Source organism: Priestia sp. FSL H7-0729 (genome assembly GCF_038005685.1).
In the GTDB taxonomy this organism is placed as follows: Bacteria; Bacillota; Bacilli; order Paenibacillales; family Paenibacillaceae; genus Paenibacillus.
Genome location: NZ_JBBOTQ010000005.1, coordinates 424141 through 449984 on the forward strand (window position 1 = coordinate 424141; position 25844 = coordinate 449984).

The following is a 25844-nucleotide window of genomic DNA, read 5'->3' on the forward strand; positions in this document are numbered from 1 at the left end:
TCTGTTGTATATTTATTCATATTGATTTTACAGAGCGTGTTAATTTAACAACTACGAAGTCAGCTTTCCTCTGGAAAGCTTGGTAATAGGAGGAGAGCAGGATGTCGGTAATATGCAGAAAAGCCGTGCCGGAAGATGTTGAACCACTGTATGAAATGATTAAGGGCTATGCAGAGCGTGGGATCATGCTTCCGCGATCACGGGAAATACTGCACCGGCAGCTGGAGCACTTTGTTGTAGCCGAAGTTGATGGTGAAGTGGTGGGTTGCGGATCGCTTTGTCGTCTGGGGAATGATCTGGTAGAAGTCAGATCACTCGGTATTTCGGAAGGGCACAAAGGGCTCGGTATTGGCTCCAGATTGCTGGACCGACTTGTAGAAGAAGCGGAGAAACAACAGATTCCTAAGGTTATGGCGTTGACATATGAGGTATCCTTCTTTCTCAAAAACGGCTTTGCTGTTGTGGAAAAAGAAATTTTCCCCGAGAAAGTATGGACCGACTGTGTTCATTGCAGCAAGCAGGATTGTTGCGATGAGATTGCGGTATTGAAAGAACTTAACGTTTCAGCCTAACAACAGAATGGACTGCATGGATTGAGCCGAGTCAGCCTCTGCCCTACATGCAGTCCTTTTTACTTTAAAAGATGTACAATAAAGTTGTTAGGACTCGCCGACATTGGTCTATACTATAAATAGATGAGCCCACTCATCAAACTCACTTGACAATGTTCACGTCAGTTTGGTATTTTTGTATTACCGCTTAGCACTCATCTAACCGGAGTGCTAACGACATGGGACAGTACAGTCAGAAGGAGGGAATACTCACCATGTTAACAGAGCGTCAACGAATGATTCTGAACGCTATAGTGGATGACTATATCCGTTCAGCTGAGCCCGTAGGGTCCCGGAGCATTTCCAAAAGGGGAGATGTTGGATACAGTCCGGCGACGATCCGTAATGAAATGGCGGACCTTGAAGATATGGGCTTTCTGGAACAGCCGCATACATCGGCTGGACGCATTCCATCCCATAAAGGCTATCGATATTATGTCGATCATTTGGTTCCCTGGAATCAGGTGGAGCCTCAAGAGTTGGATGACCTGAAGTCGTTCTTCGCCGAAAAGCTGAACGTTATGGAACAAGTTATTCAGCATGCATCCAATATTTTGTCACATATGACGAATTATACTTCGATCCTGCTTGGACCGGAAGTATTCCACACGTCCCTGCGTCACTTCCAACTGCTTCCGCTGAACGAGAGTGAGGCTGTAGCAATCATCGTGACCAATACAGGTCAGGTGGAGAACAAGACGGTACAGATTCCACCAGAAATCTCGGTTGCCGAGATGGAAAATGTGGTTCGTTTGTTAAATACCAAGCTTGTGGGCGTACCCATCTACAAATTGAAGTCCCGTCTTTATTCCGAACTTGGGCAAGAGATGGAGCGGCATATTACACGTTATGAGGAAGTTATGCAGGTGCTGAACAGTGCCTTTGATAACGAACATGATAATCGTCTGTTCCTCAGTGGTGCCACCAATATGTTGACTCAACCGGAGTTTAAAGATATCGAAAAGGTAAAAGATATTCTTGACCTGCTGGAAGAGACACCAACACTCATGAAATTGATGATGCCCGTGCCGGGTGGATCTGGTATTCAAGTGCGAATCGGCACTGAGAATGATCATGAAGCCTTTGCCAACTGCAGCCTGATTACAGCCTCCTATTCATTGGACGGTGAGGCTTTGGGTTCGATTGGTATTCTGGGACCCACGCGAATGGATTATGCACGTGTCATTCATATTCTAAATACACTATCCCGTGACTTGACGGCGATGCTGACGCATCGTTTCAAATAAGATTCGGGAATGAACCATTTCATTCGTATAAGGAGGTGAACATCTTGAAAGAGGAGCAATCATTTACAGAAGAACAAGAGGTAACAACAGCTGAGCAGGAGCCTATTAATGAAGCTGGCGCTGCAGAAGCACAAGCTGAAGAGATCGCTGATCAGGAGCAGGATGAGCTTGCACGTCTGAAGGCAGAAGCTGAGGAGCAACAGCAGCGTTATGTCCGTGCACAGGCTGATTTTGACAACTTCCGTCGCCGTACGCAGAAGGAAAAAGAAGAATTGGCTAAATATGCTTCGATGAAGCTGGTCACCGAACTGGTACCGGTTATTGATAACTTCGAGCGCGCCATGGCTACTGTACCGGAAGGAGCAGAGGTCGAATCTTTCTCCAAGGGCATGCAAATGATTTTCCGTCAATTGGAAACGGTGATGAATAATGAAGGTCTGACAGCAATGGAATCGGTAGGACAACCGTTCAATCCTGAATTCCACCAAGCCATTATGCAAGTGGAGAGCGACGAGTACGAAGAAGGTATCGTTGTGGAGGAAGTCCAAAAAGGCTACATGCTGAAAGATAAAGTGCTTCGTCCAGCTATGGTTAAAGTCAGCTCATAATTTCCTTATAGGAAGGTATGAGTAGGCTCCTTGGTTGAACAATGTGGGCGAAGTTTAATATAAAGGTTTGTACACATAGAGCACGATTAGCAACATGAACATCTAAATAAGGGTCAGATCAGACCCATTCATTTTATATTGTTGAGGGAGGAAATTTTCGGATGAGCAAAGTAATTGGTATTGACTTAGGAACAACAAACTCATGCGTAGCAGTAATGGAAGGCGGCGAGGCTGTCGTAATTCCAAATCCGGAGGGCGCACGTACAACTCCATCCGTAGTTGGTTTCAAAAAAGATGGAGAGCGCGTTGTTGGTGAAACAGCAAAACGTCAAGCGATCACCAATCCGGATCGTACCATCATGTCGATCAAACGTCACATGGGTACTTCCCACAAGGAAACAATCGATAGCAAAGACTACTCTGCACAAGAGATCTCTGCAATCATCCTGCAAAAATTGAAATCCGATGCTGAAGCTTATCTGGGTCAAACGGTAACTCAAGCCGTTATCACTGTACCAGCTTACTTCAATGACAGTCAGCGTCAAGCGACTAAAGATGCGGGTAAAATTGCAGGTTTGGAAGTTCTGCGTATCGTCAACGAGCCTACAGCAGCAGCTTTGGCATACGGTATGGAGAAATCCGAAGACCAAACGATTCTCGTATATGACCTGGGTGGCGGTACGTTCGACGTATCCATTCTTGAACTGGGTGACGGCTTCTTCGAAGTTAAAGCAACTAGCGGGGACAACCAACTGGGTGGGGATGACTTTGACCAAGTGATCATTGATTATCTCGTAAGTGAATTCAAAAAAGATCAAGGCATTGACTTGAGTAAAGATAAAGCAGCGGTTCAACGTTTGAAAGATGCAGCGGAAAAAGCGAAAAAAGAACTTTCCGGCGTATTGACTACAACGATCTCCTTGCCGTTCATCACGGTTGCTGATGGCGTTCCTCAGCATTTGGAGTTGAACCTGAGCCGTGCGAAATTTGAAGAAATCTCTGCAGGTCTGGTTGAGCGTACGCTTGAACCAACTCGTCGTGCATTGAGCGATGCGGGTATGACGCCTAACGATATCGACAAGATCGTATTGGTTGGTGGTTCCACACGTATTCCTGCAGTACAAGAAGCAATCAAAAAACTGACGGGTAAAGAGCCTCACAAAGGCGTTAACCCGGATGAAGTTGTAGCTTTGGGTGCTGCTGTACAAGCGGGCGTACTGACTGGTGACGTGAAAGACGTTGTATTGCTCGACGTAACTCCATTGTCCCTGGGTATTGAAACAGCGGGCGGCGTATTCACAAAAATGATCGAGCGTAACACAACGATCCCTACAAGCAAATCTCAAGTATTCTCCACGTATGCAGACAATCAACCTAGTGTTGAGATTCATGTTCTGCAAGGTGAGCGTGAGATGGCAGCGGGTAACAAATCACTTGGACGTTTCATGTTGGGTGATATTCCACCAGCTCCACGTGGCGTTCCACAGATCGAAGTTAGCTTCGATATTGATGCCAACGGTATCGTTAACGTATCTGCAACAGATAAAGGTACGAACAAAACTCAAAAAATCACAATCACTTCTTCCAGCGGTTTGAGCGATGCTGAAGTTGAGCAAATGATGAAAGATGCTGAGTTGCACGCTGAAGAAGATAAAAAACGCAGAGAACTCGTTGAAGCGAAAAACAGTGCAGATCAATTGATCTACTCTGTTGACAAAACGATCAAAGATCTTGGCGAAAAAGCAGATGCTGGCGAAGTTGAAAAAGCAAATGCTGCCAAAGAAAAACTGCAAGGTGTTCTCGCTTCCGACAACCTGGAAGATATCAAAGCTGCTACAGAAGAACTGACAGAGATCGTTCAACAACTGTCCGTGAAACTGTATGAGCAAGCTCAGGCGCAAGAGCAAGAAACGCAAGGTGCAGAAGAGCAACAAGGTTCTGCAAAACGTGACAACGTCGTAGACGCTGATTACGAAGTTGTGGATGAAGATAAAAAACAAAACTAATTCGTAGTTATACGCGAATTAAACATCGGTGACGTTCGAATTAGAGGGAAAGTCATAGCCGGGGCTCCCGTGCTTTGGCTTTCCTTTTGTCACGATGTGCGATAAGGTGAATGATATGGGGGTGGAAGAGTGGCTGAAAAGCGTGATTATTATGAGGTGCTTGGCGTTAGTAAAACGGCTAACGACGATGAGATTAAAAAGGCTTACCGTAAGCTTGCCCGTCAGTATCACCCTGACGTAAACAAGGCTGCTGATGCGGAAGCTAAATTTAAAGAAGTTAAAGAAGCTTACGACGTAGTGAGTGACGGTCAGAAGCGTGCACAATATGATCAATATGGCCATGTCGATCCGAATCAAGGTGGATTCGGTGGTGGCGGTGATTTTGGCGGCGGCGGATTTGGCGACATCTTCGACATGTTCTTTGGCGGCGGTGGCGGTGGACGACGTGATCCAAATGCTCCGCAACGGGGAAATGATCTGCAGTACACCATGACGATCGAGTTCAAGGAAGCCGTATTCGGTAAAGAAACCGATATTACGATTCCGCGTACCGAAGGCTGTGATACCTGTCATGGCTCAGGTGCCAAACCTGGAACGAAACCGGAAACTTGTTCGGTCTGCCAAGGTAGCGGTCAGCAGGAAGTCGTGCAAAATACACCGTTTGGTCGTATGGTAAATCGTCGTGCATGTTCGAACTGTAGTGGTTCGGGCCAAATTATCAAAGAAAAATGTACAACGTGCAGTGGTAGCGGTAAAGTCCGCAAGCAACGCAAAATCCATGTTCGCATTCCAGCGGGCGTAGATGACGGCGCGCAACTGCGTATGACAGGTGAGGGCGAGGGTGGCCTGCGTGGCGGACCAGCGGGAGATCTGTATATTGTCATTCGCGTGAAAACCCATGATTTCTTCGAGCGTGAAGGCGACGATATTTATTGCGAAATCCCACTTACCTTTGCTCAGGCAGCTCTGGGAGATGAGGTTGAGATCCCGACGTTGACCGAGAAAGTGAAGTTGAAAGTACCAGCCGGTACACAAACGGGAACGTATTTCCGTCTCAAAGGCAAAGGCGTACCACGTCTGCGCGGTATGGGGCAAGGGGATCAACATGTGAAAGTGGTTGTAGTTACACCTAGTAAGCTGAATGACGAGCAGAAAGATCTGCTTCGCCAAATTGCCGCGCTGGATGGAGAGCAAACACATGAGCATGAACAATCTTTCTTTGATCGAGTTAAACGCGCCTTCCGCGGCGACTGAGAATAACATATAGCAAGTCCAAAAGGACACCATAGCGGTTTTTTACCGCAGGGTGTCCTTTTTTACGTCTTTTTTTAGTGCTCCAGTGATTTTGGCAAAATCCATGGAAATTATGCTACGAAGAACGACAGCAATTTGTGGGAGCATTTCGGTATATTCTGAGCGGACTTGCGGAAAGATAGCATGGCGAGAATGATATGCATAGCTGATATGCGAGAAATTAGGGAAGCAGGTGAAGCGGATGACCGAGAAAAATATTTTGGCGTACTTTCACAGCCCGGAGCAGGCCCAAGGGGCAGCCAAAAAACTGGAGGCATTGCGAGTGGAGGACCTGTCCATTAATCGATTCAGCCGATATGCGGGTGTAGGACCAAGTGGGGCTTCCTACAAGCCGGGCGTTTCCGGCAGTTTTTCATCATGGGTACCCGATTCGATGCAAACGAATGCCAGTGCTGGAATCATGGCTGCGGCGGACCCTTCTGCAAGCGGCATGAGTGATGGTGGACAAGGTGGACCTACAGGAAGGGATGTATTACTTACTGTCATCGTAGATGAATCGGTACATCACCGCGCCATGTCCATAATCGAACAAGCCGGTGGAATGATCTAGTTTCAAAAAATCCATATAAGATGGACAGATAATTACACTTTAACGGAGAGTGTAGAACCAATCTGAAGAAGCGAAGCGTTCGCCTTTATCCCCGGATTTTCCCTTTGAAGAAGGGAGTTGAAGAAATCTGGGGATAACAGCGATCGGAGGATGGGACTACAATCGGAGTGTTACAGTGTAACACTTCTTAGTTCATTTTAATTTAGAGGAGGAGCATTACAATGGCAGAACATGAACGCCCGGGCAAGATTCTAACAAAAACGGAAAAGATGAAACGTATGCAATCCGCGAAAAATGAAGACGTGGAATTCAGCGCTGAAGCTGCGGATCATGAAGATATAGAAGCATTACGCCGTAGTGAAGCGGCTGATCGACGTCAGGGACGGGAGCTTCATGACTGAAGATCGCTCGGCAGTGACCCTCGAAGCGGTTTTTACAAGCTGGACTGAGGCCGAGTCTGCACGCAGAGCCCTGGAGTTATTGCACCCGAACCAATTGAGTATTGAGAGCCTTGGTAATGAAGCGTCTGCATTGGACTCACACGATGTTACAGGCTACGATAGTTCTCCTACAGCCATTGTCGGTGGATTCAGTGGCGAACTGAATGTACTTGCTCTGATTAGTGATGAAACGGAAATGCTGTCCAATGGTCAGGTGTATGATACACCCGAAGAGGATTCGGCAAACAGGTTAAAACAAGAAATTTTGCTGACCGTGTCCGTATCCAACGATTCGCTCCCGCAAGCCGCAGAGATGATCACTCAGAATGGTGGACGTTTTTGCTAAGTCAGATTTGAATGATGCAAAATGCTGAAGTAAAATGAAACAGATATGTATGATTAGACGACAGGATATTCGAGCAGCCAGACTGCGGATATCCTGTTTTGTTTTTCTTTTACTGGTGCGGCTTTGTACTCCGGCTCGCTTGTGTAGTACAATAGTTGGGATGTTTGAAAAATGAGGAGGAAAAACCAAGTATGTTATGGCATGAATTAACAATACATACCACAGAAGAAGCTGTGGAGATGATTTCGAATTTTTTACATGAAGCGGGTGCCGGAGGGGTTTCGATAGAAGAGTCCGGTACTTTAAATAAAAAACGGGATACCACATATGGTGAGTTATACGACGTTCCTTTGAATGATATTCCGGAAGGTTTTGCGGTCATCAAAGGTTACTTCTCCGAAGGAACGGATATGGTTGTATTACAGTCTGAAGTACATCCGAGAATCGAGGAACTCTCCGAATTCGGAATTGATACAGGGGAGGTTCGTTATGAGACGCGTACAGTGGATGAAAATGACTGGGCAACAGCCTGGAAGCAATATTTCAAGCCAGTACGTGTATCGGAACGTCTGACGATTAAACCAACATGGGAAGAGTATACGCCAGAAAGTCCGGATGAGAAAATCATTGAGCTTGATCCCGGCATGGCTTTTGGTACAGGAACACATCCAACGACCTCTCTCTGCTTGCGCACACTGGAAACGGTTATTCAGGGCGGCGAGGAAGTCATTGATGTAGGTACAGGTTCTGGTATTTTGGCTATAGGGGCGATTAAACTTGGCGCAAAACATGTGCTGGCGCTCGATCTTGATCCGGTTGCGGTAATCAGTGCCAGGGAGAATGTGGAACTGAATGGGCTGGAGCAACAAATTACGGTTAAAGAAAGTGATCTGTTGTCTGTCCTCGGGAATCAGGACCCTGCGCTTGGTGTACAACTGCCGGTTAAGGTTGTTGTTGCGAACATTCTGGCTGAGATCATTTTGTTGTTCGTGGACAATGTGTACAATGCACTTGAGCCGGGTGGCACCTATATTGTATCCGGCATTTGGAAGAACAAAGAGCAGGTTGTGCATGATGCACTGGTAGCCTCTGGGTTCGAAGTGAGTGCCATCCACCGTGATGAGGATTGGCTCGCGTTTGTAGCCAGAAAGGGGTAACGTATGGACTTTTGGAATTCGTTCTTTCGTTATCCGATCGATCAGCTTCCGTTTTTCCTGCTGACGATCCTGATCGCATTTACGGTGCATGAATTCTCGCATGCGTATTTTGCCAACAAATTCGGTGATCCGACAGCCAAGCTATTGGGGCGGGTCACACTGAATCCGGTTGTACACTTTGACTTGTTTGGTGTGCTGTTGCTCATTATTGCCGGCTTCGGTTGGGCACGTCCGGTCCCGGTTAATCGTGCTAATTTCGACAAGCCGAGATTGATGGGCATCATCGTTTCCGCTGCAGGGCCTCTGAGTAATCTGTTGCTGGCAATCATCGGTACAATCATCTATGCTTCACTGGTTGGTTCGGGAGCACTCGGCGGTATTGATAATGAACGGTTGCTGACAGCAATCACAACGTTCTTCGCTATTTTTAACTTAACCAACTTTTTCCTGTTTCTGTTTAACTTGATTCCGTTACCTCCACTGGATGGTTATCGGATTCTGGAAGATGTAGTGCCACCTTCAATCAGCCGCAAGCTACAAGGGGTGGAGCAATGGTCCGTTTTTATCTTCCTCTTGATTCTTGTTATACCTCCGTTGCAAAATGTGACGATTCAGCCTTTGTATGAGTTTGCGCAAACAATGTATGTGGATCTGGCAAAGGTGATTATTGAATTATATCGCTAAAAGCGCATCTGGCATTGGGCCGGTATACTGGTCAGAAACACGTAAAAGTTGTATGATCATCTGTGGCGACCGGATTCATGCCTGACATCAGGCAGGGTGAATTCCAGTCATAACAGGACAGAATGGGTGGATTGACTAATGCAGCGATATTTTGTATCTGCAGAACAGTTTAATGAACATGCTGTGATCATCACAGGTGATGATGCACGCCACATCGGCAAGGTCATGCGTGGTAAACCTGGAGATAAACTGATTGTCAGTGACGGAAACTCCAGAGAAGCTCTTGTGGAAATTGAGACTATTGAAGTTGGCCAAGTGACAGCCAATATTGTGGAACCTCTTGAGATGGACCATGAAGCACGAATTCGTGTAACCGTGGCACAGAGTTTGCCCAAGGGTGACAAGATGGAAACAGTCATTCAGAGATGTACTGAGATTGGGGCGGTATCCTTTGTACCCTTCCTATCAGAGCGTACGATTGTGCAATATGATGCCAAGAAAGAAGGCAAACGGCTGGAGCGCTGGCGGAAAATTGCTAAGGAAGCTGCCGAGCAGAGTCACCGGAATCGCATTCCATCCGTGGAGCAACCTCTTTCCTGGAAAGGGCTGTTATCTTCTTTTGAGGGCTATAGCCTGGTATGTTATTGTTATGAGAAAGAAAACGGTAAACAGCTGAGAGATGTGCTGAAGCCGTTTGTGGAGCAGCTTGCACCTGGTGCAAGTGCAGAAGTACTGATTGTTGTTGGACCGGAAGGTGGATTTTCTGAGAAGGAGACGGCAGATGCTGATCAGGCAGGTGCTGTATCTGTTGGACTGGGCAAACGCATTTTGCGTGCTGAGACAGCTGGAATGGCAGCACTAACTTGCGTGCTATATGAATCCGGAGAAATGGGAGGAATGTAATTATGCCATCCGTGGCGTTTTACACCTTAGGCTGCAAAGTTAATTTCTATGATACAGAGGCGATTTGGCAATTGTTCAAAAACGAAGGTTACGATCAAGTGGACTTTGATGAACAGACAGCGGATGTATACTTGATTAATACTTGTACAGTAACCAATACCGGCGACAAAAAGAGCCGTCAAATTATTCGTCGTGCCATTCGGCGCAACCCGGAGGCGATCGTGGCTGTTACAGGCTGCTACGCGCAGACTTCTCCGGCAGAGATTCTGGACATCCCTGGCGTGGATCTGGTTATCGGTACACAAGACCGTGACAAGATTTTGCCATATGTTAATGAAATTCAGGAGTCCCGTCAACCGGTTAACGCGGTGCGCAATATTATGAAAACCCGTGTTTTTGAAGAAATGGATGTACCAGATTTTGCTGACCGTACTCGCGCATTCCTGAAGATTCAGGATGGTTGCAACAACTTCTGTACATTCTGCATTATTCCCTGGTCTCGTGGTCTTTCACGTAGCCGTGAGGCAAACAGCATTATTCAACAGGCGCATCAACTCGTACACGCCGGATACAAGGAGATTGTTCTGACTGGTATTCATACAGGTGGGTATGGCGATGACATGGAAAATTATGATTTGACCGATCTGCTGTGGGATCTGGACAAGGTAGAGGGTTTGGAGCGTATTCGAATTAGCTCGATTGAAGCCAGCCAGATCGATGACCGCATGCTCGACGTAATCCAACGTTCGGACAAACTGGTTCGTCACTTCCATATTCCGCTGCAAGCGGGTGATGATACGGTGTTGAAACGCATGCGCCGCAAATATACCACAGAAGAGTTCTACAATAAGATGCTTCGCATTCGGGAAGCGATGCCGGATGTAGCGATTACGACAGACATTATTGTTGGATTTCCGGGTGAGACCGACGAGATGTATCGTAATGGCTATGAATTGATGCGTAAGATCGGATTTTCCGAAATGCACGTATTCCCTTATTCCAAGCGTACAGGTACGCCAGCAGCGCGCATGGAAGATCAGGTGGACGAAGAGGTCAAAAATGCACGTGTGCATGAACTGATTGACTTGTCTGAGCAGATGCAGCTGAAGTACGCTCAGCAGTTTGTCGGACAGGTACTGGATGTTATTCCCGAAGGTGAAGCGAAGGGCCGCGAAGGAAGCGGCAAGCTGCACGGTTATAGCGATAACTACATTCAACTGGTCTTTGATGGAACCATGGATATGGTGGGTAAAGTGTGCCGAGTCAAAGTGGTTGAAGCTGGTGTCAACGAGAGTCAGGCTACGCTGGTACGTGTGTTGGAAGAAAATCTTAAGTCCGCCGCGATGTGATCGAGGCGTCAGAAACAAGGATTTCATTTCCTTGGGGAGCTTACCCGGGGAGATGAGGTCCTTCTTTTGCAAAAAATAAGATATTGAAGTCGATGGGGGAGAGCACGATGAACAAAAAAGAAATTTCAGCAGGCGGAGTTGTGTATAGAAAAGAGGAAGACGGATGTCTTCAAATTCAGCTTATCGTAGATCGTTATGGTAAAACAACTCTCGCCAAGGGCAAAATGGAAGATGGAGAAACAATCGAACAGACAGCACTGCGCGAGATTTTGGAAGAAACAGGTATGGTGGGCCGCATTGTAGAGCCCGTTGATATCATTGCTTATACGTACCAACATGCAGATTTTGGTCCGGTGGACAAGGAAGTTCATTATTATCTCGTTGAAGCCGAGAGTGGTGATCTGCAGCCTCAGATTGAAGAAATCAAGGGTGTGGATTGGTATGCTCCGGAAGAAGCATGGTCCAGACAGCAGCAGAGCGGATATGACAATAACGATGATATCTTGCGTGTAGCCCTGAACAAGTTAGGCATTAACGTATAACGCATTATAGTCCTGGTCCGTTAGCCGCGCGTACTGTGGGCCTGGACGGGCAGCTCATCAAGTCACGGGTGACTTCGCCGCGGGAGCGTGGACTGGTGGTTTTTTGTGCCAGATCGGCAAGTAACAGAATGGCAAAGCAAGTAGTGAACTAGTGATGTTAAAAAGAGTCTGGGCATGTGCAATCTGTGCCCCGTTGTCCGCTGACAGCCAGGCCGAAGCTGCATGCAGCTGGCCGATCAGCGGCATAAACAGCAGCGCTCCCGCAATGTTTAATACCACATGGGAGGCTGCGACAAATTTGCCTGCGGATGCTCCGCCTGCGGCAGCAATCACAGCGGTGATGCAGGTCCCCACGTTGGACCCAATCACAATAGTGATGCCGATCTCCACAGGTAATACCCCTGTGGCTGCGAGCGTAATCGCCATGCTAATGACAGCTGCGCTGCTGTGAATGAGCGCTGTCAGGCATGCGCCTGCCAGGAAGCCCCACCACAGGCTGTCGGCCGAGCGGTCGAGAAACCATTGAAATACACCCATACTCCGCAGTGGCAATGCAATGGATTGCATCACCTGTATGCCTGTCATGACAAGTGCAAATCCCGCAGCTGCCAGGAAGCTGTACTGGATGTTAAACAGAGTCCGGCGCGTGCGTTCAGGAGCGGCCAGATTGCGTTCACCAAGTACAACAAACATGGCCCAGCCGGTCAGCGACAGGACAAGTAGCGGCAGGGAAGCACGTCCGATCTGCAGTCCCACCAGCTCCGTCGTCAAACACGTCCCGATGTTGGTGCCAAGGATGATGCCGAGTGTGCGTCCATAGGTAATTAATCTTGCATTCGCCAGTCCAATGGTGAGTACGGTGACCGCAGTACTGCTCTGTAACAAGGCCGTTGCACCTGCACTGAAAGCCATGCCTTTCCATGGAGCAGAGGTGGCGCGATTGAGCCAACCTGCCAACATGGGCCCAGCCATACGTTGCAAGGCCGTCTCCATCAGCTTCATGCCACCAAAAAAGATAATAAGCCCATAGAGTAGGGGCAATATTACATCTCTAAACATAGAAATATCATTCCTTCCGTCCGGTTCCTTACCTCATCCTATGAGTAAATAGAGACAACCATGACAAGCCTAAAGGAATTCAGAGGAAGCGAACCTCCCTCAATGTAAGTATTTTAATTGCCGCACCCCAATTCGAAAGATAGGGTGATTCGTGCAAACGCAGCGAAGAAGACGAAATTGTTACCGAAGAAGCGAAGCGCTCGCCTTTATCCCCGGATTTTCCCCTTTAAGAAAGGGAATCAAAAAAATCTGGGGATAACAGCGATCAGAGGAACAATTCGTCGCCGTAGCGTCTCCTTTGCACCTAACCTATCTTTTGAACTATTAAATTAAAGGAAGTGGATCTACCTTGCCATCAGTTACACTCGAACGCAGTCGCAAAAAGCGGCTTGAACATGCACATCCATGGATATTTAACAATGAAATTGCATCGGTTGACGGAAACCCGGAGCCGGGAGATCTGGTTAATGTATTGAATCATCAAGGTCGCTATCTGGCGACAGGTTATTACAATCCCGCATCTCAGATCACGGTAAGGGTTGTAGCTTATCAACCCCTGGAGTCCGAACAGATGGATACGGCGTTCTTTGCAGCGCGTTTCCGCGATTGCCTGCGTCATCGGGAACGTTTTATTCAGGATGGAGAGGCGTACCGTCTCGTGTACGGCGAAGCTGATTTTCTGCCCGGATTGATCGTTGACCGATTCGGCAGCATCCTCGTTGTACAGTTGCTTACACTTGGCATGGATCGTTGCCGTGAAGCTATCGTTCAGGCACTCATTGAAGTAATGCAGCCTGAAGGCATATATGAGCGCAGTGATGTCTCGATTCGTGAACTGGAAGGTTTGGAGCAGACCAAAGGTCCATTGTATGGAGAATGCCCAAGACATGTCACCGTTACCGAGAATGGACTACTTATTAAAGTGGACATCGTGGAAGGACAGAAGACAGGTTACTTCTTCGACCAACGTGAGAATCGTGCAGCGATCGAACCGCTTATGAAGGGTTGGGGCTATAAGAGTGGAATCACACTCCAAACGACTGAGCAGGACGGCACAGAGCAGCTCTTGCCTGTGAATAAAAGCGGTAAGGTAGTTACATTCCCTTATTGGGATGGTGCCACCGTACTGGAGTGCTTCTCACACACGGGCAGCTTCACGTTAAATGCTTGCAAGTATGGAGCCAAGAAAGTAACTTGTCTTGATATTTCGGAGCACGCTATTGAGAGTGCACGAACCAATGTAGAGCTGAATGGTTTTACTGACCGGGTTGAATTCGTCGTTGCTGATGCATTCCAGTACTTGCGTGAACAAGTAAAGGGACTGGATGAACGTACCGCACGTGCGCGTGCTGGTGAACAAAAAGTGGATACTTCCAAAGCACTTGCAGCTGGCGGTAAAACGTTTGATGTGGTTATCCTCGATCCCCCAGCTTTTGCCAAAACGAAATCAGCGGTCAAGGGTGCATGCCGTGGATATAAGGATATCAATCTGCAAGGAATGAAACTGGTCAATGAGGGCGGATATTTGGTAACAGCCAGCTGTTCGTATCACATGCGTCCAGACCTCTTCCTGGATACGATCGCCGATGCAGCGGAAGATGCAGGTAAAGTGCTTCGTCTGATCGACTGGAAGGCAGCAGGTAAGGACCACCCGCAAATTTTGGGCGTGGATGAAGGACATTACCTGAAATTTGCTATTTTCGAAGTGCGCAGTAAAAAGAATTAATTGTATGATTTCCCTTCTAATTTAACTGTATAGATTGGACTTAAACATTTACACGAGAACGTAGAGGACAGAAATAACCTGAAGAAGCGGAGTGTTCGCCTTTATTCTCGGATTTTTTCACTTTTTAAAAATTGAATCAAAAAAATCTGGGAATAACAGCGATCGGAGGGTTGTTCTGTCATCGGAGTGGCAAGTGTAAATAATCTTTAATTTAATCTATAGATCAAGTCAAAAGTCCACAGTGTGATAGCTGCGGGCTTTTTGCTGTTTTACTGTGTTAACGGAGATGATCTCCGGTTTTACCGGATAGTGGCAAACGTATGTTCCGAACCAAGTCAGATATGTTATACTGGGAATTAAAATCTTGTACGTGTGGTTTGGAGGATTAGACATGTCCGTTCGTTTTGTTATTGGCCGGGCAGGCAGCGGCAAAAGCTCGCTGATTACCCGGGAAATTACATCCTTGCTTCAAAAGGAGCCGCAAGGTAAACCTTTGATTTTACTCGTTCCCGAACAGAGTTCTTTTCGAACAGAGCAGGCATTGGTCTCTTCTGGAGCAATTAAAGGTACCATGCGTGCAGAAGTGCTCGGTTTTCGCCGATTAGCCTACCGTATAATGCAGGAAGCAGGCGGTTCTGCTCGTATTCCGATCGGAGCCGAAGGCAAAAAGATGTTGCTCTACAAAGTCATCCAGCGCCGTAAAGAAGAATTGAAGCTGTTTGGTGCATCCGGCAGCCAGCTGGGTTTTATAGGCGAATTAAATGACTTATATAGTGAGTTTAAACGTTATGAAGTTGATCCATCTTTGCTGGAAGAAGGGTTATCTGGAGGGTATACCTCATCCTCTTCACCAATTCTGGAGGACAAGTTGCATGACTTGAATCTGATCTATCGTGACTATGAACAGGAACTGACCAATTTATATATTGATGATGAAGATACGTTGACCGAACTGACAGAGCGCCTGTCTGAAAGTACATTGCTGCAGGATGCACAGATCTGGATTGATGGTTTTCAGGGATTCACGCCACAGGAAATGAGTGTGATTGATCGCCTGATGTTGCAGTGCTCTTCCGTGACGATTGCACTGACATTGGATCGTCCGTATGATCACGGGGCTCTGCCTGGAGAACTGGAACTGTTCTATCCCACGGCGAGTGCCTACGCGCGTCTCAAAGGCATGGCTGAAGAACTGGGTGTACCGAGCGATATCACCGTGCTGGATGCAGAGATTCCACCGAGATACAAGGATCGTCCGGGACTTGCTCATCTGGAGGCTGGTTTCGACCGCCGAATCCGGTGGAAAGGTGAGGGTCTTGATTCCGGAATCCGCCTGATTGCAGCGGAGAACCGTCGAGCTGAGATGGAGGGAGCACTCCGTGAGATGCGACGCCTGGCACAAAACGAAGGTGCGAGATATCGGGATATGGCGGTGCTTGTTCGTCAGTTGGATACCTACGCGGATATTGCTGAACCGCTATTCAGGGATTATGGCGTGCCGGTCTTTCTGGACCGCAGAAGAAATGAACTTCATCATCCATTATCCGAGTTTATCCGTTCAGCACTGGATATTGTTCGTCGCCACTGGCGTTACGAGGATGTATTTCGCTGTGTCAAAACGGATCTGCTGCTTCCGCGTGATGGTTCCATCACCCGTGAAGATATGGACCAGCTCGAGAATTATGTACTGGCTTGTGGTATTCATGGATATCGCTGGACTGACGGCAAACCGTGGAAGTATGTCCCAAGCCTTTCGCTTGAAGACAACGGTCAGGATGGACGTAGTCGAGGACGGGACCAAATGCTTTCTTTAATGGAGCGTTGTCGAGCGGTCATTACAGATGCCTTGGGTGCTTTTGAGAAACGGATGAAAAAGGCAAAGACAGCGAAAGCCCAATGTGAGGCATTATACAGACTACTGGAAGAAGCCGAGATCCCATGGAAGCTGGAGAACATGTCTGCTGAAGCTAAAGCACAAGGTGACCCCGAACGGTCGAGAGAACATCGGCAGATGTGGGGAGCAGTGCTGGATCTATTGGATCAGATGGTGGATATGATGGGCAACGAGCGGCTGGATATCACTCTTTTTGCCGGGATGATTGAGACCGGATTGACGGAACTGAAACTGGGTCTGGTACCACCAGCACTTGATCAGGTTTTGGTTGGCTCAATGGACCGTACACGTCTTCAGGACATCAAATACGTATTTATCCTTGGTGCAGTTGATGGTGAATTGCCTGCCGTACCTCAAGATGATGGCGTATTAACTGAACTGGAGAGAGCGTTACTGACGGAAAGAGGCATGGCGCTTGGACCTGGTGCAACGAGGCAAATGTTGGATGAACGTTTTCTAATCTATACGGCACTTACAGCAGCAAGCAGCCAGTTGTGGCTGAGTTACCCGGTGGCTGATGATGAGGGGAAAGCACTGCTTCCTTCCGAGATTGTCCGCCATGTACGGAAAATGTTTGGTCTACAAGAACAGCTATTACTCGCTCAACCACCGGTTGCGAACTCGGAAGAAGCACATTGGTCCTATGTCACCCATCTAGGTCAAAGTTTGTCTGCTCTCATTGGACAACTGCGTAAATGGCGTCGCGGAGAAGATATCCCTGAAATATGGTGGGCGGTCTACAATTGGCATGTATCTCAGGAGGAAAGCAGACCTCAGCTGGAGCGGTTGATGGGATCGATCTTTTATCGTAATCGGGCATTGCCACTACGTACAGCTACCAGTCGCAGATTGTATGGCACAGAGGTGAGGACGAGTGTCTCGCGAATGGAGCGGTTCGTAGCCTGTCCGTTCTCTCATTTTGCTTCGCACGGGCTGCGTCTTAAAGAGCGGCAATTGTACCGCCTTCAGGCTCCTGATATCGGACAACTGTTTCATGCTGCACTAAGCCAGCTGGCTATGCGTTTGCGTGAAGAAAATCGTAGTTGGGGCAGTTTGACCCCAGACCAATGCCGTAAGGAAGCCGAGCAAACCGTGGAGCAGATTGCACCACAGCTGCAAGGGGAGATTTTGTTAAGCACCAAGCGATACGGTTATATTTTCCGCAAATTGAAGGACATTGTTAGCCGGGCATCCGTTATTCTCGGTGAACAGTCCAGACGTGGAAGTTTTGAACCGATCGGATTGGAGCTTGATTTTGGACCTGATAAAACACTGCCGCCACTCCGTTTTGAACTGGAGAACGGATGTGTGATGGAGATTGTGGGACGGATTGACCGTGTGGATGTGGCAGAAGGCGAGAATGGTCTGCTCTTACGTGTCATTGACTATAAATCAAGCCAGACGGACCTCAAGTTACATGAAGTGTACTATGGTCTGTCATTGCAGATGCTCACCTATCTGGAGGTGCTGCTTAGTGCTGCCGAAGAATGGCTCGGAGAAACGGCGATGCCGGGAGGAACGTTGTATTTCCATGTGCATAACCCGCTACTGCAATCCGCAAACGGTATGACATCGGAGCAGGCCGGACAAGAACTGCTGAAACGGTTCAAAATGAAAGGGTTGCTGCTGGCGGATCGGGATGCAATCGCTCAAATGGATAACACTCTGGATAAGGGGTATTCAGCTATTATTCCGGTTGCCCTTAAGGCAGATGGAAGCTTTTATAGCAGTGCTGCTGTAGCTACGCCAGAGCAATGGGATACGCTGCTTGCTTCGGTTCGCAGTAATATCCGTGAGATTGGTACCCGAATTACGGATGGGGATGTGGCCATTGAGCCTTATCGTATTCAGCAGGAAGTGGCATGTACGTTCTGTCCGTATAAACCTGTTTGTCAGTTTGATGAGAATATAGAAGGAAATGAATACAACCTGTTGTCCAAACCGGGCAAACAGCAAATCTGGGATATGTTATCTCACACTAAGGGAGGGGAAACATCATGACAAATATGCCCAAACCGGAGGGTAGCTTCTGGAGTGATGACCAGTGGAGTGCCATCTCCGAAAGCGGAGAAGACATCCTGGTTGCTGCTGCGGCAGGATCAGGCAAGACAGCCGTACTGGTTGAACGAATTATTCGCAAGATCGCAGATCCCTCCCAAGGATTCAGTGTGGATCGTTTGCTTGTAGCTACGTTTACCAAAGCGGCCGCCGCCGAGATGAAACAGCGGATTCGGGAAGCACTGGAACGTGCGCTTGAAGAACAGCCGGGAGAAGAACATTTGCGTAAGCAGCTGTCCCTGCTTGGGCGGGCATCCATAACCACATTGCATTCATTCTGTATGGAAGTCATTCGCCGGTACTACCAGCAAATTCCGTTGAACCCGGCTTTCCGTATCCTGAATGAAAATGAAGCGGAAATCATGCGACAGGAACTGCTGGAAGAACTTTTTGAGGAAAAGTATGGCGAAGAGGATGAAGGCAGCACATTCCGTGAATTGGTGGACTGGTTCAGTGGAGAACGAAACGATGATGCCATGCACCGACTGGTGCAACGCTTGTATGATTTCTCCCGCAGCCATTCCTGGCCGGATCATTGGCTCTCAGAGATGGCATCCGCTTTTCAGGTGGAAAGTGTGGAGGAGCTGGGACATTCTGCATGGGTTCAGAGTATTTTGCGTGATGCGGCTCTTGCTTTAAGTGGTGCAGCAGGACTGCTCCGTCAAGGCATCAATATTTCCATGCAGCCTGAAGGCCCTGCACCTTATGCAGATACGTTAAAAGAAGATCTGGTGATGGTGGAGGAGCTGTTGTCTGCGGTCCAGGTTATGCCATGGGAAAGGTTGCCCGAAGTGTTTCAACCCGCTGCATTTGGCAAACTGAAACCCTGCAAAAAGGATCAAACGGACCCGGCTTTACAAGATCAAGTGAAGGAACTCCGAGAGGCTGCGAAAAAGGCAGTTTCCGATCTGAAAGGCTCATTGTTCGGGAGAAGTGCATTTTCGTTCTGGCAGGAGCTGGAGCAGGCGGCACCACTCATGCAGGAACTTTCGAGGCTGGTGAGTACATTTGGAGAACGTTATCGACAGGCTAAACAGGAACGTGGGCAAGTTGACTTTAGTGATCTGGAGCATTACTGTCTTCACATTTTGCGACATGAGGATTCAACGCCTGAACTGTCGATGCCTTCTGACGCGGCTATGGAGTACCGCTCGCGATTCGATGAAGTGTTGCTGGATGAATATCAAGATACCAATACGGTTCAGGAAGATATCGTGAAACTGATCTCCAGAGAAAACCCGGGTAACCGATTCATGGTAGGTGATGTCAAACAGAGTATCTACCGTTTCCGGTTGGCTGAGCCAGGTCTGTTTATGAACAAGTATCGCCAGTACGGAGCGAGCACGCTTGAGGACAGAAGTGGTGAAGATCACCTGAATCGTACAGGTCAACGTATTGATCTGGCACGAAATTTCCGCAGTCGTGCGGAAGTCGTGCATTCGGTCAATATGATATTCCGGCAACTCATGAACGAAGGTGTGGCTGAGATTGCTTACGATGAACGAGCTCAACTGGCATATGGGGCTACCTTCCCGTCAGAAACACTTGGTGATGAGGCGTATACACCTGAACTCATGCTGATCGATCGTCAGGGTGGTGGTCCGGATCTGACAGAGAGCACGGATGAGAATGGGGATGTATCGGTCTCCGCAGAACTGGAGAGTGCCGAACTCGAAACAGCACAGTTGGAAGCGAGGACGATCGCAAAGCGTATTCGTGAGATGGTTGGGGATACAGACAAACCTGCCCTCCATGTATATGACAAAGCCCTGCAAACGATGCGCCCGGCACGTTACGGTGACATGGTCATCTTGCTGCGTTCGACCTTGATGTGGGCTCCGCTCATGATTGAGGAATTCAGACAGCAGGGAATTCCTGCTGGAGGAGAACAGAGCAAGGGTTATTTTCAGGCTACAGAAGTGGAAATCATGATGTCTCTGCTTCAGCTTGTTGATAATCCAAGGCAGGATATCCCACTTGCTTCCGTGCTTCGTTCCCCGATTGTCGGACTGGATGAAGAAGAACTGGCACAGATTCGGCTTGGTGACAAAAGACAGTCTTTCTACGATGCAGTTATAACAGCTGCTGGAGAATGGGGCGATTCCTCCACTAATGCCTTACAACAATCCGGGCAGGAGAATCATCCTGATTCCAATATCGTCCAGTTACAGTGGCCGGAAGCTTGGTCAGAGATGGAACAAGGACAGCGGGAGACAGCAGCTACTGTCGAGGCAGAGATTCTTGACCATGGATATGAATTCGATGTGCATACAGATGGAATGCAAGATGCTGGTTTTACTGGACATCCTGGCGAGGGTATGGGTGTTACGGAGATTTCAGGCTCGGAGTTGCAGCAAAAGTTAATTCGTTTTATGCGTCAATTGCAGCAGTGGAGACTTGAGGCAAGACAAGGCAGTCTAAGTGAATTGATCTGGCGTATGTATCGGGAAACCGGGTATTTGGATTGGGTTGGTGGTCTTCCCGGAGGACTGCAGCGTCAAAGTAATCTTAAGGCATTGTACGATCGGGCACGACAATACGAGGAATCAACTGCAAATCGCGGCTTGTTCCGTTTCCTGACCTATGTCTCAAGATTGCGGGAAAACGGGGGAGACCTGGGGACTGTAGCGGGTAGTTCCGGTGAGCAGGACAACGCTGTACGTATCATGACGATTCACCGGAGTAAGGGTCTGGAGTTTCCGATTGTCTTTGTCGGAGGCATATCCAAGATGTTCAATCAGCAGGATTTGAACGCACCGTTTCTCATGCATAAGGAACTGGGATTTGGTCCGAGGTATGTGGATCGTGAGAACCGGGTTGCCTATCCTACATTAGCGAATCTGGCGATTCGTCGTCGGGCTCAATTCGAACTGCTTGCTGAAGAGATGCGTGTGTTGTACGTTGCGTTGACCCGTCCCAAAGAGAAAATGATTTTGCTGGGTACTGTAAAAGATGCGGCGAAAAAAGCGTTGGCGTGGTCTCAGGTCAAGGACAGTCCTGAACTGGCATTGCCAGATTATCTGCTTGCTGCGGGACGGAGCTACCTGGACTGGATTGGACCATCCCTGATGAGACATCCAGATGCGGCTGAGCTGCGTGAACTTGCCGGAAGCAATGATTCGTTCTCAGCCTGTCTGGCAGAGGATGAATCTCGATGGGCAATTTCTATAATCTCTGCTGATCAGGTGTCCCGTGACCATGTGGTGGATCAGACACTCGGAGAAGAAGACGGGATGACTGTGGTGCGGAAAGAACGAATTGCTGCACTAAAGGCGGTTCAGCCTGTAAAGTTGCTTCCATTATCAACTGTAGAAGAGTTGACAAAGAGTGCACAAGATACGGCTAACCAAAACATTCAAGATGCAGGTGCAGGTGCAGATACGGTAGCTCTTCAAGAAGAAGAGACACGGCTGATCCATGAGGTTGATCAACGGCTTTCGTGGACATATGCCTATGAAGCAGCAACTCAAGTGGCAGCCAGTACATCTGTCACGGAGTTGAAAACGTTACTTGCGATGCAGGATATCCAGTCTGTAGAGGTAATGGAGGAACTGGGAGAGCAATCCGAGACATTATTGGATCACAGCACCCCAGGAATGAATTACACCAAAGATGAAGCAGGCCATGACCTACATGGCTTATCCAGTGAATTGAACGAGCATGAGACTGGGTCAAGGTCAGATTCGAGCGGTGCGGTGAATGTTCCTGATGCAGGATCTGCGGGTACGTCATTCAAATTGCATCTGCGTCGTCCCAAATTTATGGGTGAGAACCAACTGACAGGAGCAGAACGGGGGAACGTATATCATACGTTGATGCAGCATCTTCCCATAGATGGATCGGCCATTGATTCACAGCTTATTGAGCAGACCATTGAGCGACTGGTGAAGCTCCAGATTCTGCTGTCCCATCATGCGGAGGCTATCGAACCGGAAGAGTTGGTCGGATTTTTCGATACAGAACCAGGGAAAGAACTGTTGGGTGCAGATTGGGTAAAACGGGAGATCCCGTTTGTATATGGGCTTCCGGCACATCAATCTCCTGTGGAATGGTTACATGAACGGGCATCGAATTCAGATATGCAGGCACTAAATATAGATAACAAAATGAAGGCAACGATTGAAAATGAAACCGTGCTTGTACAGGGGATTATTGACTGTTTGTATGAGGTGAACGGCGAGCTTGTCTTGCTTGATTACAAGACGGATCGGGTGTTGGAGCATCGTGGTGGTTTGGGTGAACTCACCAAAAACTATCGCTTCCAGCTGGACCTGTATGGACGGGCTATTGAAGATATATTAGGTAGGAAAGTGGATCGGAAATGGCTGTACTTTTTTGATGGTGGACATGCAGTGAAATTATAAAAGAGTTAAATTATCAAAGAATTGGATCGGAATTCAAAACCATGGATTTCATATGGGAGAGGGGTGGAACGGAAGATGCGTATTTTGCATACAGGGGACTGGCATTTGGGAAAAACGTTGGAGGGACGAAGTCGACTGCGTGAACAGGAGGATTTCGTTGATGAACTCGTCAGACTGGCGGATGAGCAACAGGCGGATGCCATATTGATGGCCGGGGATGTGTATGATTCGGTGAATCCTCCCGCAGCGGCGGAGCAGCTTTTTTACGAAGCAGCAGCGCGTCTGACCGAGCATGGAAGGCCTCTCGTTGTCATTGCAGGCAATCATGATCAGCCAGAGCGTGTAGCTTCTGTCACGCCACTAGTGAACAGGCAGGGTATCACACTCGTAGGTATGCCTACTTCAGAAGCAGTGACCATACATGCAAAGCGGACCGGAGAGACTGGGCTAATTGCGGCATTACCTTATCCTTCTGAAGCCAGATTGAATGAATTACTGACAACGGATGGAGACGAAAATGTACTTCGTCAGGCATACAGTCAACGGGTGGGCATGTTAATGCAGCGTCTGTCGGCTTCTTTCCGCCCGGATACCGTGAACTTGGCCATGAGCCATATCTACGTGCTCGGCGGACTTGAGAGTGATTCGGAACGTCCGATTCAGATCGGTGGGGCCTACACGGTGGACCCTTCGTCTTTATCGACTGGTGCACAATACACGGCGCTAGGGCATCTTCATCGTGCACAGGCTGTCAAAGGAGACGGTGTGATTCGATATAGTGGTTCTCCTCTGGCCTATAGCTTCTCGGAAGCAGGACAGAGCAAGTCTGTCACGATGGTTGATCTCGCACCGGGCGGAGCTGCACAGGTAGAAGAAGTTTTGTTAACGTCCGGACGTCCGCTTGTGCGTTGGCAGGCACGTGGTGGTCTGCCAGAAGTATATCGCTGGCTGGACGAGGGACGTGATCCGCAAGCTTTTATCGACATGGAAGTGTGGCTGGACGAGGCGATGTCCCTGAAGGAGATTCAGCAGCTTCGCAAATCACATGAGGGTATCATTCATATTCGACCGGTGTATCCCGAGATGGCTGCTGCAGGACTTTTGGAGCAACGATCCGAGCTGCCGGTTCACGAGCTGTTCCGTAAATTCTATCAGCGTCAGACGGGTGGTGCCCAACCGGAAGATAGCCTCGTACAGCTTTTCCTGGAACTTGTGGATGAAGACGAGCCGGGTGTGCGTGAGGAGGTTGAGGAAAGATGAAGCCAATTCTATTAAAAGTTGCCGGACTGCAAAGCTATCGGGAGATGCAGGAGATTGATTTTACCGTGCTTACGGAGACGGGGCTGTTCGGTATTTTCGGTCCTACGGGCAGTGGTAAATCTTCCTTGCTTGATGCCATCACACTTGCCATGTATGGCAAAGTGGAACGTGCGGTGAACGGCACGCAGGGCATCATGAATCATGCAGAGGATTCGTTGTCGGTTGCTTTTACATTCGAATTGATGTCGGCGGAAGGCACGCGAAGGTTTCGAGTTGAGCGACGTTTCAAACGAAATAATGAAGTGTCGGTAAGTAACACGATCAGCAAATTCATAGAGACGGTCCATGGCGAAGAGCAGGTACTTGCCGATAAATTGGCAGATGTGAATCGCTGCGTTGAAGATGTGATCGGTTTGAAGATGGATGATTTTACACGGGCAGTTGTGCTTCCTCAAGGGAAATTTGCCGAGTTTTTGTCACTCAAAGGTAGTGAACGTCGCCAGATGTTACAACGATTATTCCATCTGGAGAAGTATGGTGACCAGTTGGCTATCAAATTAAGTCGGCGGGTCAAGGATAATGATATGGTTCACCAATCTCTTGCTGCGGAGCAACAGGGGCTTGGCAATGCCGGGAAGGAAACGTTGAATGAGACGAAACGTCTTCTTCAAGCCGCTGTTCAGCAGTCTGAATTGTCCCGCAAAGCGCTGGATGAAGCTGCGAAGGAAGCTGAACAACTGGGCAAAATTCGTGAGTTAAGTCACGAACGGCAGGCCCGGACGGATGAACAGCAGAAGCTGAAAGCACTGGAACCACAGATAGAGGCAGGCGAACAACGGCTAAAACAATCCGTTGCGGCAGATGCCATACTGCCTGCATTGCAGACGGTTCGAGATGCCACGGCTATACAGAAGCAGCGGCAAGATACCGCCAAGACATCTCATCAGCAAGCACTGGAACATGAGCGACAGGCTGTTCAGGAAGCGGAGAAGGCCGAGACGGCACGCAAGCAAATGACTGAGGAAGAACCAAAACTTTTGCTGCGTCTGGAGCAACTCGAACAAGCGAAAGAGTTGCAACGGGAACGGGACGGACTTCAAGCCGATTGCTCGCGTCTCGCGCAGCTGCTGGAAAAGGGGCAGGGTGAACAGACTGCGCTGGGTCAGCAGCTTGAGAAAGAAAAGGAATTGCAGCAGCGCGGGCGCAAACGGCGTGAGGAGCTACAGGAGAGCCTCAAGCCAAATGAGGTGAAGTCAGAGGAACGCAGGCAACTTCAGGCTGCGCTTGAGCTGAAGCATCGTGTGGATACTGCTGCGGAGCAGTTACAGCAAAACAAGGCTGACATGCAGGCCTATAAGCAGTCGGCAGAACAGGGAGCCGACAAGCTGAAGGCGGCGGCTGAGGAAGAAACACGCCTGAATGATCAGCGTCAGCATCTGGTAGAACAGGCGTCAACAGGTCTTGAGGCCTTGCTTGCCTGTGAGCAGGACATCAGCCGCGAACAGAGCCTGCTGGCCCTTGCGGAGGAACAGCTGCGTGGCACGATGCGTGAGCAGGAGCTGCACCGGCTGTCCTCCGCTTTGCGCGCCGAGCTGCGTGACGGCGAGCCATGCCCGGTGTGCGGCTCGCCGCATCACCCGCTCCCGGCTGCGCCGCCGGGAGAAGGTCCGCACGCAGGCGATGCGGACCTGGAACTGCTGCGCAGCCTGCACGCGGAGCTGCAGGA

The 25844-nt window shown here is 48.7% G+C and carries 19 protein-coding genes; 18 read left to right on the top strand and 1 reads right to left on the bottom strand.

Features of this window, described 5'->3' with window-relative positions; genetic code table 11:
• The first annotated feature begins 101 nt into the window (after positions 1-101).
• The 13 genes from MHH93_RS15130 (at position 102) to MHH93_RS15190 (ending at position 11757) form a co-directional block, all read left to right on the top strand.
• On the top strand, positions 102-572 hold the full coding sequence (locus tag MHH93_RS15130) for an N-acetyltransferase (RefSeq protein ID WP_017687214.1): 471 nt from the start codon (positions 102-104) through the stop codon (positions 570-572).
• 254 nt (positions 573-826) lie between these two features.
• Entirely contained in the window at positions 827-1858 is a 1032-nt protein-coding gene (gene hrcA, locus MHH93_RS15135; RefSeq protein ID WP_336761980.1) for a heat-inducible transcriptional repressor HrcA, read from the top strand.
• A gap of 41 nt (positions 1859-1899) precedes the next feature.
• Positions 1900-2466: a nucleotide exchange factor GrpE gene (grpE, locus tag MHH93_RS15140; protein ID WP_500054726.1), complete on the top strand. Its 567-nt coding sequence runs from the start codon at positions 1900-1902 to the stop codon at positions 2464-2466.
• A gap of 161 nt (positions 2467-2627) precedes the next feature.
• Complete coding sequence (gene dnaK / locus MHH93_RS15145) at positions 2628-4472, top strand: molecular chaperone DnaK (protein ID WP_500054699.1); 1845 nt, start codon at positions 2628-2630, stop codon at positions 4470-4472.
• Between the two features lie 129 nt (positions 4473-4601).
• On the top strand, positions 4602-5726 hold the full coding sequence (dnaJ, locus tag MHH93_RS15150) for a molecular chaperone DnaJ (protein ID WP_091013948.1): 1125 nt from the start codon (positions 4602-4604) through the stop codon (positions 5724-5726).
• Between the two features lie 241 nt (positions 5727-5967).
• A complete protein-coding gene (locus tag MHH93_RS15155) occupies positions 5968-6336 on the top strand; it encodes a hypothetical protein (RefSeq protein WP_017687219.1) in 369 nt (122 codons plus the stop codon).
• Positions 6337-6557: 221 nt separating this feature from the next.
• Positions 6558-6737, top strand: a complete 180-nt coding sequence (locus tag MHH93_RS15160) for a YfhD family protein (protein ID WP_017687220.1) — start codon at positions 6558-6560, stop codon at positions 6735-6737.
• Entirely contained in the window at positions 6730-7122 is a 393-nt protein-coding gene (locus MHH93_RS15165) for a hypothetical protein (protein WP_500054700.1), read from the top strand. The genes MHH93_RS15160 and MHH93_RS15165 overlap by 8 nt, the downstream gene beginning before the upstream one ends.
• Positions 7123-7313: 191 nt before the next feature.
• Complete coding sequence (gene prmA, locus MHH93_RS15170; RefSeq protein ID WP_500054701.1) at positions 7314-8279, top strand: 50S ribosomal protein L11 methyltransferase; 966 nt, start codon at positions 7314-7316, stop codon at positions 8277-8279.
• A gap of 3 nt (positions 8280-8282) precedes the next feature.
• Complete coding sequence (locus MHH93_RS15175; protein WP_500054702.1) at positions 8283-8963, top strand: site-2 protease family protein; 681 nt, start codon at positions 8283-8285, stop codon at positions 8961-8963.
• Between the two features lie 138 nt (positions 8964-9101).
• A complete protein-coding gene (locus MHH93_RS15180; RefSeq protein WP_500054703.1) occupies positions 9102-9866 on the top strand; it encodes an RsmE family RNA methyltransferase in 765 nt (254 codons plus the stop codon).
• A gap of 2 nt (positions 9867-9868) precedes the next feature.
• The gene (mtaB, locus tag MHH93_RS15185) at positions 9869-11215 is read left to right on the top strand and encodes a tRNA (N(6)-L-threonylcarbamoyladenosine(37)-C(2))-methylthiotransferase MtaB (RefSeq protein ID WP_500054704.1); all 1347 of its coding nucleotides are present in this window, start codon (positions 9869-9871) and stop codon (positions 11213-11215) included.
• 107 nt (positions 11216-11322) lie between these two features.
• Positions 11323-11757, top strand: a complete 435-nt coding sequence (locus tag MHH93_RS15190; protein WP_500054705.1) for an NUDIX hydrolase — start codon at positions 11323-11325, stop codon at positions 11755-11757.
• Positions 11758-11814: 57 nt separating this feature from the next.
• On the opposite strand, the gene MHH93_RS15195 is transcribed toward MHH93_RS15190, so the two are convergent.
• Positions 11815-12816, bottom strand: coding sequence for a Na/Pi cotransporter family protein (locus MHH93_RS15195; protein ID WP_500054706.1), 1002 nt, complete (start codon positions 12814-12816; stop codon positions 11815-11817).
• A gap of 349 nt (positions 12817-13165) precedes the next feature.
• On the opposite strand from MHH93_RS15195, the gene MHH93_RS15200 reads away from it, so the two are divergent.
• From MHH93_RS15200 to MHH93_RS15220, 5 genes are all read left to right on the top strand, one after another.
• A complete protein-coding gene (locus MHH93_RS15200) occupies positions 13166-14542 on the top strand; it encodes a class I SAM-dependent rRNA methyltransferase (RefSeq protein WP_047843789.1) in 1377 nt (458 codons plus the stop codon).
• A gap of 391 nt (positions 14543-14933) precedes the next feature.
• Positions 14934-18437 (top strand): helicase-exonuclease AddAB subunit AddB, encoded by a 3504-nt coding sequence (gene addB / locus MHH93_RS15205; protein ID WP_500054707.1) that lies wholly within the window; start codon positions 14934-14936, stop codon positions 18435-18437.
• Positions 18434-22858 (top strand): helicase-exonuclease AddAB subunit AddA, encoded by a 4425-nt coding sequence (gene addA / locus MHH93_RS15210; protein ID WP_500054708.1) that lies wholly within the window; start codon positions 18434-18436, stop codon positions 22856-22858. Before addB ends, addA begins: the two co-directional genes overlap by 4 nt.
• A gap of 75 nt (positions 22859-22933) precedes the next feature.
• Positions 22934-24118, top strand: a complete 1185-nt coding sequence (locus MHH93_RS15215) for an exonuclease SbcCD subunit D (protein ID WP_500054709.1) — start codon at positions 22934-22936, stop codon at positions 24116-24118.
• Positions 24115-25844, top strand: a 1730-nt coding sequence (locus MHH93_RS15220; RefSeq protein ID WP_500054710.1) for an ATP-binding protein, incomplete at its 3' end; no start/stop codon positions are given. The genes MHH93_RS15215 and MHH93_RS15220, both read left to right, overlap by 4 nt.

Bases quoted from the DNA above. Each gene is read 5' to 3' on its own strand.
- MHH93_RS15130 (WP_017687214.1), top strand. From the start codon at position 102: ATGTCGGTAATATGCAGAAAAGCCGTGCCGGAAGATGTTGAACCACTG.
- hrcA (WP_336761980.1), top strand. From the start codon at position 827: ATGTTAACAGAGCGTCAACGAATGATTCTGAACGCTATAGTGGATGAC.
- dnaK (WP_500054699.1), top strand. From the start codon at position 2,628: ATGAGCAAAGTAATTGGTATTGACTTAGGAACAACAAACTCATGCGTA.
- MHH93_RS15155 (WP_017687219.1), top strand. From the start codon at position 5,968: ATGACCGAGAAAAATATTTTGGCGTACTTTCACAGCCCGGAGCAGGCC.
- MHH93_RS15160 (WP_017687220.1), top strand. From the start codon at position 6,558: ATGGCAGAACATGAACGCCCGGGCAAGATTCTAACAAAAACGGAAAAG.
- MHH93_RS15165 (WP_500054700.1), top strand. From the start codon at position 6,730: ATGACTGAAGATCGCTCGGCAGTGACCCTCGAAGCGGTTTTTACAAGC.
- prmA (WP_500054701.1), top strand. From the start codon at position 7,314: ATGTTATGGCATGAATTAACAATACATACCACAGAAGAAGCTGTGGAG.
- MHH93_RS15175 (WP_500054702.1), top strand. From the start codon at position 8,283: ATGGACTTTTGGAATTCGTTCTTTCGTTATCCGATCGATCAGCTTCCG.
- MHH93_RS15180 (WP_500054703.1), top strand. From the start codon at position 9,102: ATGCAGCGATATTTTGTATCTGCAGAACAGTTTAATGAACATGCTGTG.
- mtaB (WP_500054704.1), top strand. From the start codon at position 9,869: ATGCCATCCGTGGCGTTTTACACCTTAGGCTGCAAAGTTAATTTCTAT.
- MHH93_RS15190 (WP_500054705.1), top strand. From the start codon at position 11,323: ATGAACAAAAAAGAAATTTCAGCAGGCGGAGTTGTGTATAGAAAAGAG.
- MHH93_RS15195 (WP_500054706.1), bottom strand. From the start codon at position 12,816: ATGTTTAGAGATGTAATATTGCCCCTACTCTATGGGCTTATTATCTTT.
- addB (WP_500054707.1), top strand. From the start codon at position 14,934: ATGTCCGTTCGTTTTGTTATTGGCCGGGCAGGCAGCGGCAAAAGCTCG.
- addA (WP_500054708.1), top strand. From the start codon at position 18,434: ATGACAAATATGCCCAAACCGGAGGGTAGCTTCTGGAGTGATGACCAG.
- MHH93_RS15215 (WP_500054709.1), top strand. From the start codon at position 22,934: ATGCGTATTTTGCATACAGGGGACTGGCATTTGGGAAAAACGTTGGAG.